This is a genomic window from Rhizobium sp. PEPV16 (assembly GCF_008919455.1).
Classification (GTDB): Bacteria; Pseudomonadota; Alphaproteobacteria; order Rhizobiales; family Rhizobiaceae; genus Rhizobium; species Rhizobium leguminosarum_Q.
The window spans coordinates 1-6,193 of sequence record NZ_VSZV01000124.1 but is presented as its reverse complement, the minus strand read 5'-3'; the positions used below and the strand labels follow the sequence as shown (position 1 = coordinate 6,193).

10 protein-coding genes are annotated in these 6,193 nt (G+C 60.1%); 9 read left to right on the top strand and 1 reads right to left on the bottom strand.

Translation table 11 applies throughout. The annotated features are described in order from the left end of the window. From FY112_RS37145 to FY112_RS38420, 6 genes are all read left to right on the top strand, one after another. The coding region (locus FY112_RS37145) for a hypothetical protein (protein WP_210384799.1) at positions 1-185 on the top strand (185 nt) is incomplete at its 5' end. Further along, positions 185-1,090, top strand: a complete 906-nt coding sequence (locus FY112_RS02055; protein ID WP_246700582.1) for a phage portal protein — start codon at positions 185-187, stop codon at positions 1,088-1,090. The genes FY112_RS37145 and FY112_RS02055, both read left to right, overlap by 1 nt. Continuing rightward, positions 1,015-1,386 (top strand): phage portal protein, encoded by a 372-nt coding sequence (locus tag FY112_RS37320; protein WP_246700581.1) that lies wholly within the window; start codon positions 1,015-1,017, stop codon positions 1,384-1,386. The genes FY112_RS02055 and FY112_RS37320 overlap by 76 nt, the downstream gene beginning before the upstream one ends. After that, positions 1,383-2,927, top strand: a complete 1,545-nt coding sequence (locus FY112_RS02050) for a phage major capsid protein (protein WP_151517530.1) — start codon at positions 1,383-1,385, stop codon at positions 2,925-2,927. Before FY112_RS37320 ends, FY112_RS02050 begins: the two co-directional genes overlap by 4 nt. 65 nt (positions 2,928-2,992) lie before the next feature. After that, positions 2,993-3,373 (top strand): hypothetical protein, encoded by a 381-nt coding sequence (locus FY112_RS02045; RefSeq protein WP_151517529.1) that lies wholly within the window; start codon positions 2,993-2,995, stop codon positions 3,371-3,373. Between the two features lie 364 nt (positions 3,374-3,737). Then, positions 3,738-3,866, top strand: coding sequence for a hypothetical protein (locus FY112_RS38420; protein ID WP_281034130.1), 129 nt, complete (start codon positions 3,738-3,740; stop codon positions 3,864-3,866). On the opposite strand, the gene FY112_RS02040 is transcribed toward FY112_RS38420, so the two are convergent. Then, positions 3,863-4,060 (bottom strand): hypothetical protein, encoded by a 198-nt coding sequence (locus FY112_RS02040; RefSeq protein ID WP_151517528.1) that lies wholly within the window; start codon positions 4,058-4,060, stop codon positions 3,863-3,865. The two genes, FY112_RS38420 and FY112_RS02040, sit on opposite strands and share 4 nt — an antisense overlap. A gap of 129 nt (positions 4,061-4,189) precedes the next feature. Between FY112_RS02040 and FY112_RS02035 the strand changes: the two genes are divergently transcribed. The 3 genes from FY112_RS02035 to FY112_RS02025 all read left to right on the top strand — a co-directional run. Then, positions 4,190-4,480, top strand: a complete 291-nt coding sequence (locus FY112_RS02035; RefSeq protein WP_151517527.1) for a head-tail connector protein — start codon at positions 4,190-4,192, stop codon at positions 4,478-4,480. A gap of 8 nt (positions 4,481-4,488) precedes the next feature. Further along, positions 4,489-4,893, top strand: coding sequence for a phage terminase small subunit P27 family (locus tag FY112_RS02030; protein ID WP_151517526.1), 405 nt, complete (start codon positions 4,489-4,491; stop codon positions 4,891-4,893). Further along, positions 4,862-6,193: terminase TerL endonuclease subunit (locus tag FY112_RS02025; protein WP_151517525.1), on the top strand; the 1,332-nt coding region annotated here is incomplete at its 3' end. The genes FY112_RS02030 and FY112_RS02025, both read left to right, overlap by 32 nt.

Below are 6,193 nucleotides of genomic sequence, written 5' to 3'. Positions count from 1 at the left end.
AGAAAGGCCCACTTCGCGATGAAGTCCTCGTTGTCAGGCTAGACGATGATAAGACCTCGTTCGTTCGGATTTCACGGTACGAAATCGGCGAAGTCGAAGACGCCTGCCTGTACTTGCCGCTGGCGTCGATTTGGTCGCGCATAATGGAGCGAGCCTCTGCGAAGTATGCGACGGAGGCCAATTGATGGTCTGGCCGTTTAACAAACCGGCGCCCGTCGTCGTGGAGCAGAAAAGCCTTGGCGACCCGACGGCGGAACTGCTGGAGCTCTTTGGCGCTATGCCGGCCGGCACGTCGATCAGTAACGCCGAGGCGCTATCAGTTCCTGCTGTGAGTGCTGCAGTCCGCATCATATCGGAAGCTGCGGCCAGCCTGGATCTTAAACTAAAGCGTAAGGTCGACGACGCCGAGGAAGACGTTACGGACCATCCCGGCCTGAAGCTTCTCACAGGCCAGGCCAACGGCTGGACAAGCGGCTTCGAACTCATCCGCGATCTCGTCGCTGGCGCGCTCACGAAAGACACGGGCGCTCTTTGCTATGTGACAAAAGTCAACGGCGAGCCGCGCGAAATGATCGTCTATCGAGACGGCATCATAGGTGTAGACGAAGACGATAAGACCGGCGAACCGAAATACCGGATTGGCGGGCAGTTCGCTTCATCGAAGAACATCATGCGTGTCCGCGGCCCATTCACGCGATGCCCACTGTCCATGGCCCGCAGCGCCATCAGCACGGCCAGTGCTATGGAAGGCTATGCAAATGGCCTATGGACGAACGGCGCCCGCCCTGGCGGGGTTATCGAAACCCCTCAAAAACTAGGGTCTGATGGCGTCAAGGCGTTGCTGGCCGGCTGGAAGGCGGCGTTCTCCGGAAAGGCCAACGCGGGCAAAACCGCCGTTCTCTATGAGGGTGCCGTTTACAAGCAGATGGCGCTAACCAGCGTCGACGGCGAGTTCACGGCCAGTCGGACATTCCAAATCCTCGAGATTGCCCGCGCTTTCAGAGTCCCCCCGGTATGCTTTTCGAGCTCACTCGGAACACGTGGGGAAACTCGGAACAGCAGGCCAAAGAGTTCATCCAATACACGCTGATTCCGTGGCTGCGGATCCTTGAGGCCGCCTTCAATCGCACGCTCCTGTCTGAAGAGGAGCGCGGCGAATATCGCTTTGCCTTCGACATTGACGACACCAGCCAGGCCGACCTCACGGCGCGCGCTACGGCCATCAGCACTCTTATCACGGCAAGGGTTCTAAATCCGAACGAAGCCCGCGACTGGCTCGGTATGCCACCTCGTGACGGCGGCAACGAGTTCGCCAATCCGGCGATCGACACGGCGAAACCAGCCGCGAACGACAACAAACCACTTCCAATCAAGGAGACGGCATGACCGTCGAAAGACTAGAATTCAAGGCCGCCTTCACAGCGGACGATACTGGCCGCGTGGAGGGCAAGGCATGGGACTTTTCCAGCCCTGACCGCGTCGGCGACGTCATCGAACCGGCAGCGTTCCTCGGCGCCGTGGGCAAGTCTCTGCCGATGCTCTTTGCGCATGATCAGGCGCAGGTAGTCGGCACGTGGGACGCGGTAAGCGTCGAATCTGACGGCCTGAAGGTCTCCGGCAAACTGCTTGTCGAGGATGTCGCCCGCGCTAGGGAGGTTCGCGCTCTTCTACGCGCAAAATCAGTCACCGGGCTCTCAGTGGGCTTCATGACAAAGAAGGCTGCACCCCGCAAAGGCGGCGGCCGAACAATCAGCGACTTGGACCTCATTGAGGTCAGCCTAGTTGCCGTGCCCGCTCATCCCGGCGCGCAAATCTCAAATGTGAAGGAACTACCAATGCCTGCTACCGCAGAAACCAAAACAGTCGAAGAACTCGCCGTCGAACTCAAGGCTGCGAATGACAATATCGCGCTCGTGACCAAGCGCCTCGAAACTGCCGAGACGACGCTTGCTCGCCCGGCGATCATTGGCAACGCAGCCAACGACAACAACGAGCCGACGGCTGAGCAGAAGGCTTTTGGCGCCTACATTCGCTCGACGCCGCATGCACCGGTTTCGGCCGACGAGTTGAAGACTCTCACGGTGTCGAGCGATCCCGCCGGCGGTTATCTCGCGCCAGCTGAATTCAGCACGGAATTCGTTCGCGACCTAGTGCAGTTCTCGCCGATCCGCGCCATCGCCAGCGTCCGCACCACCGGCTCGCCTTCCGTGATCTACCCGGCCCGAACCGGCATCACCAACGCGAAGTGGAAAGGTGAGACGCAGGCGCAGGAAGGCAGCGAACCGGCATTCGGCCAAGCCGAGATCCCGGTGAACGAGATCAACACGTACGTCGACATTTCCAACCAACTTCTCGCCGATTCCGCCGGCGTAGCAGAGTCGGAAGTCCGTCTCGCGCTCGCAGAAGACTTCGGCCAGAAGGAAGCCACCGCTTTCCTCACGGGCACCGGCTCGAATATGCCGAAGGGTCTTTTCGTCGATACTGCGATCGCATCCAAGGCAGCGTCAGCGGCTGCAGCCATCAACTTCGACGATTTCATCGGCGTGTTCTACGATCTTCCAGCCGTCTATCGTAATGCCGGCACATGGGGAATGAATAGCAAGACCCTGGCAGCAGCAAGGAAATTGAAGGATAACCAGGGTCAGTATTTGTGGACTCCATCCCCCGCGGTCGGCCAGCCCGAAAGCATCCTTGGTCGCCCGGTCATCGAGTTGCTTGAGGCTGACGATATCGGCGCCAACAAGTCGCCGGTCATCTTTGGCGATTTCAGCGGCTACAGGATCGTCGATCGTCTTTCCCTGTCGATCCTCGTCAACCCGTATCTCAAGGCCACGGAAGGCATCACACGATTCCACGCCACCCGTCGCGTCGGTGGTGCAGTTCTTCAGGCTGCGAAGTTCCGCAAGATGAAGAACCCGGCTTCGTAAGTCTCGCCAACCTTCCCACCTTTTGGGCGGCCACGTGCCGCCCTCCTCATTTCTAGGAGATATACATGCGTTCAATCGCAGCAAACATCGGCGCCAAGTCGTCGATCGATCCCGCAGTGCAGTCTGCCAGCATCAACGGCACTGGCATTGATACCCTCGGTTTCGGCAGCCTTGCATTCCTCGTCCAAACCGGCGCGATTGTCGGCTCGGGCGTGTTCGGCGTCTCGCTCGAAGACTCGGATGATAACACCACGTTCGCGGCCGTCGCCGCCGAACAGGTCAAATCCAACGCACCGACCGCTCTTGTGGCCAGTTCCACCTACAAGGTCGGCTATCACGGGTTCAAGCGCTATGTGCGGCCTGTGCTGACCAAAGCATCCGGAACGTCGATTGCGGCAGGTGTCGCTGCGGTCCTGGGCCGCGCGGCAATCCGACCAGTCGCCTAATCCAGCGGGGTGATGTGGGGCGCTGAGCGGCGCCTGAAGGGCATGGCGGCCCGCTACTCCAAACCCGCCATGTCCACGCTCTGCGGCTGGTTACCGCGGTTGGCGGTCAGGGAGATCCTGGCCGCCTTCATCATGAGGAAACATTATGCCCAATGTCATATGCCCCTGCGGCTTTAGCGTGCCCAAGGGTACGCGATGCGATTGCTCCACCAAGCGAGCAGCAGCCCGTCAGCGCGAGCTTGACGCAGCGCGAGGCAGCGCGGCCAGCCGAGGCTATGACGGCAAGTGGTCACGCGAAAGCAAGGCTTGGTTGGCTGCGCTAGGCAGCCCGCTGTGTGCGTGTGGTTGCGGTAGGCAGGCCAATATGGTCGACCACATCATTGCGCCAAAGGGCGACAAGAAGCTGTTCTGGGACCGCAAGAACTGGCAGCCATTCCACGACATCTGCAACCGTCGCAAGGCCATCAAGAGCGAGGGTGGCTTTGGGCGTTAATCCCGCAACTCGTTGATGCTCTTGCCCACGGCTCGCTCTATGCCCTTACGCACACCCATCAGAAACGGCGTACTGTTGCTACGCGTTGCAGGCGCCGATGGTGTGCTGGGCATGCTTACCGACGTCCCCTTGATGGCCCTGTAGCCCACCGCAAAGCCATCGCTGAAGCTGCCTTCTCTGATCATATCGCCCATTGCCGAATCCTCCCATCAGTTGCGCGCCATGGTCGCACAACCCCGGATGGGTCGTCAATTTCCCCCCAAACGGGCGGGACCAGCGTGGGTGTCATCTTCGGTATAACCTCGAATTGGAAATTTCACACTATGGCAATCGTCGACCTCGTCGCCGCTAAGGCGCACATGAACATAACTTTTAGCGATGACGACAACCTCATCGAGGGCAAGATCGAAGCCGCGCAGGCTCACATTGAGAGCCTTCTAGGGTTCGCGATCGAGGAAGAGTTTGAAACCGTGCCGGCTGACCTAAAGCAGGCCGTGCTCGCCCTGGTCGCCCACTTCTACGAGAACCGGGAAGCCACGGGCGTCAATCTGTTCGAAGTGCCGATGTCCGTTTGGGACGTGGTGCGCGAAAGGCGGTCGTATGCGTTTGAATGAGGTGTCCCATGCGCGGTCGTAAGGCCCAAGTATCCGCCCTCGACGGCGCGCTTTCCTCGGCCCCGCCGGCGCCAAAGTGGCTGCCGGCCCATGCAAAGGCGGAATGGCGCCGCGTCGTGCCGCAGCTCGTCGTCGACCGAAAAATTGCAGCCCACGAACTTGGCACGGTCGAAGCCTACTGCCTGGCCGTAGCGAACATGCGGACGGCCGAGGCGATCGTGTCCAAGGATGGCCCGACATACGTCTCGCCGACCGGTGAATTGAAACGACACCCCGCCACAACCCTCGTCAAGGAAGCCGTGGAAGCCTCTCGCAGGCTTGCCGCAGAGCTCGGATTGACGCCCGCAAGCAGAACCAAGAATAAGGGAGGCGCCGCCGGCAATGACGATGACGACGCCCTCGGCGATATCTAGCCACCCGGCATGGGTATTCGACAACTCCCCCATTCCCGATCCGCACGGCAAAGGCGAGCGTGCCGTAGCGTTTCTCAAGGCCCTGAAACATCCTAAGTCTACGCTCCCTGGCCGCGCTTTTCAGCTAGACTGCTGGCAAGAGAGGATCATCCGCAAGGTCTACGGCGACACAAAACCAGACGGCACGCGCCGTGTGAAAACTGTCTTCGCCCTCATCCCGCGCGGCAATAGAAAGACCACCCTCGGCGCGGCTTTGGCGATGCTTCACCTCGGGCCGGAACGCATACCGGGCAGCCAGGTGGTGTCGGCTGCAGTTGATCGCGACCAAGCGCGTATTGCGCTTGAGGAGATGAAGGGCGTCATTGGCGCCCATCCGCGGCTTGAGGAAGCCTTTGCAGTTCAAGACACGAAAAACCGCATCACTCACCGCAGGAGCAGCGCCTACTATCGGGCCATGTCGGCAGATGCTGCGACGGCGCACGGACGCTCGCCGGTCTTCGCTCTGGTCGACGAGCTTCATGCTTGGAAAAAGCGAGACCTGTGGGACGCAGTCAAAACTGGTCTGGTGAAAACACCTGGCAGCTTGCTCGTTGTCACAACAACTGCCGGCATCGGGCATGAAAACATTGCATACGAGATGTACAGGTATGCCAAGGCTGTGGCCACCGGCCAGATCGAAGACGACGCCTTTCTGCCAATCTTATTCGAGGCCGGGCCAGAAGAAGATTGGCGCGATGAGGCGGTTTGGCACCGCGTAAACCCCGGCTTGTCTTGCATTCCGCCATATCCGGACATTGACGGGATGAGGCAGATGGTTCGCGAGGCGGAGCATCGGCCGGCAGATAGGGAGATGTTTCGCCAGCTTCATCTCAACGTTTGGCTTGATGGCGCTGCGAATCCGGAATGGTCGCTCGACGTTTGGGATGAAAATGCCGGCGAACTTGATTTGGCGGCGCTGGAAGGGCGGCCGGCATGGATCGGTGTGGATCTTGCTAAGCGCATCGATTTGGCCGCAGTCGCAATGGCGGTGCCGACGGATGACGGCACGATAGCACTACATGTTCAGACGTTCTGCCCCGAGGGAGCAATCCGCCGGCGCACCGATGGCGTGCCGTACGCTTTATGGAGAGACCAGGGCTGGCTCACCGCCACGCCTGGCGACACGATCGACCTCGAGATGATCGAGACCTACATCCGCGATCTCTCGGAACGTTTTCAAGTCGAGGAAGTGGCCTTCGACCGGTGGCATGCTCAGGACGTGATGAAGAGCCTGGAAGAGGACGGCATGCCCGTTGCGGAG

Bases quoted from the DNA above. Each gene is read 5' to 3' on its own strand.
- FY112_RS02055 (WP_246700582.1), top strand. From the start codon at position 185: ATGGTCTGGCCGTTTAACAAACCGGCGCCCGTCGTCGTGGAGCAGAAA.
- FY112_RS37320 (WP_246700581.1), top strand. From the start codon at position 1,015: ATGCTTTTCGAGCTCACTCGGAACACGTGGGGAAACTCGGAACAGCAG.
- FY112_RS02050 (WP_151517530.1), top strand. From the start codon at position 1,383: ATGACCGTCGAAAGACTAGAATTCAAGGCCGCCTTCACAGCGGACGAT.
- FY112_RS02045 (WP_151517529.1), top strand. From the start codon at position 2,993: ATGCGTTCAATCGCAGCAAACATCGGCGCCAAGTCGTCGATCGATCCC.
- FY112_RS38420 (WP_281034130.1), top strand. From the start codon at position 3,738: ATGGTCGACCACATCATTGCGCCAAAGGGCGACAAGAAGCTGTTCTGG.
- FY112_RS02040 (WP_151517528.1), bottom strand. From the start codon at position 4,060: ATGGGCGATATGATCAGAGAAGGCAGCTTCAGCGATGGCTTTGCGGTG.
- FY112_RS02035 (WP_151517527.1), top strand. From the start codon at position 4,190: ATGGCAATCGTCGACCTCGTCGCCGCTAAGGCGCACATGAACATAACT.
- FY112_RS02030 (WP_151517526.1), top strand. From the start codon at position 4,489: ATGCGCGGTCGTAAGGCCCAAGTATCCGCCCTCGACGGCGCGCTTTCC.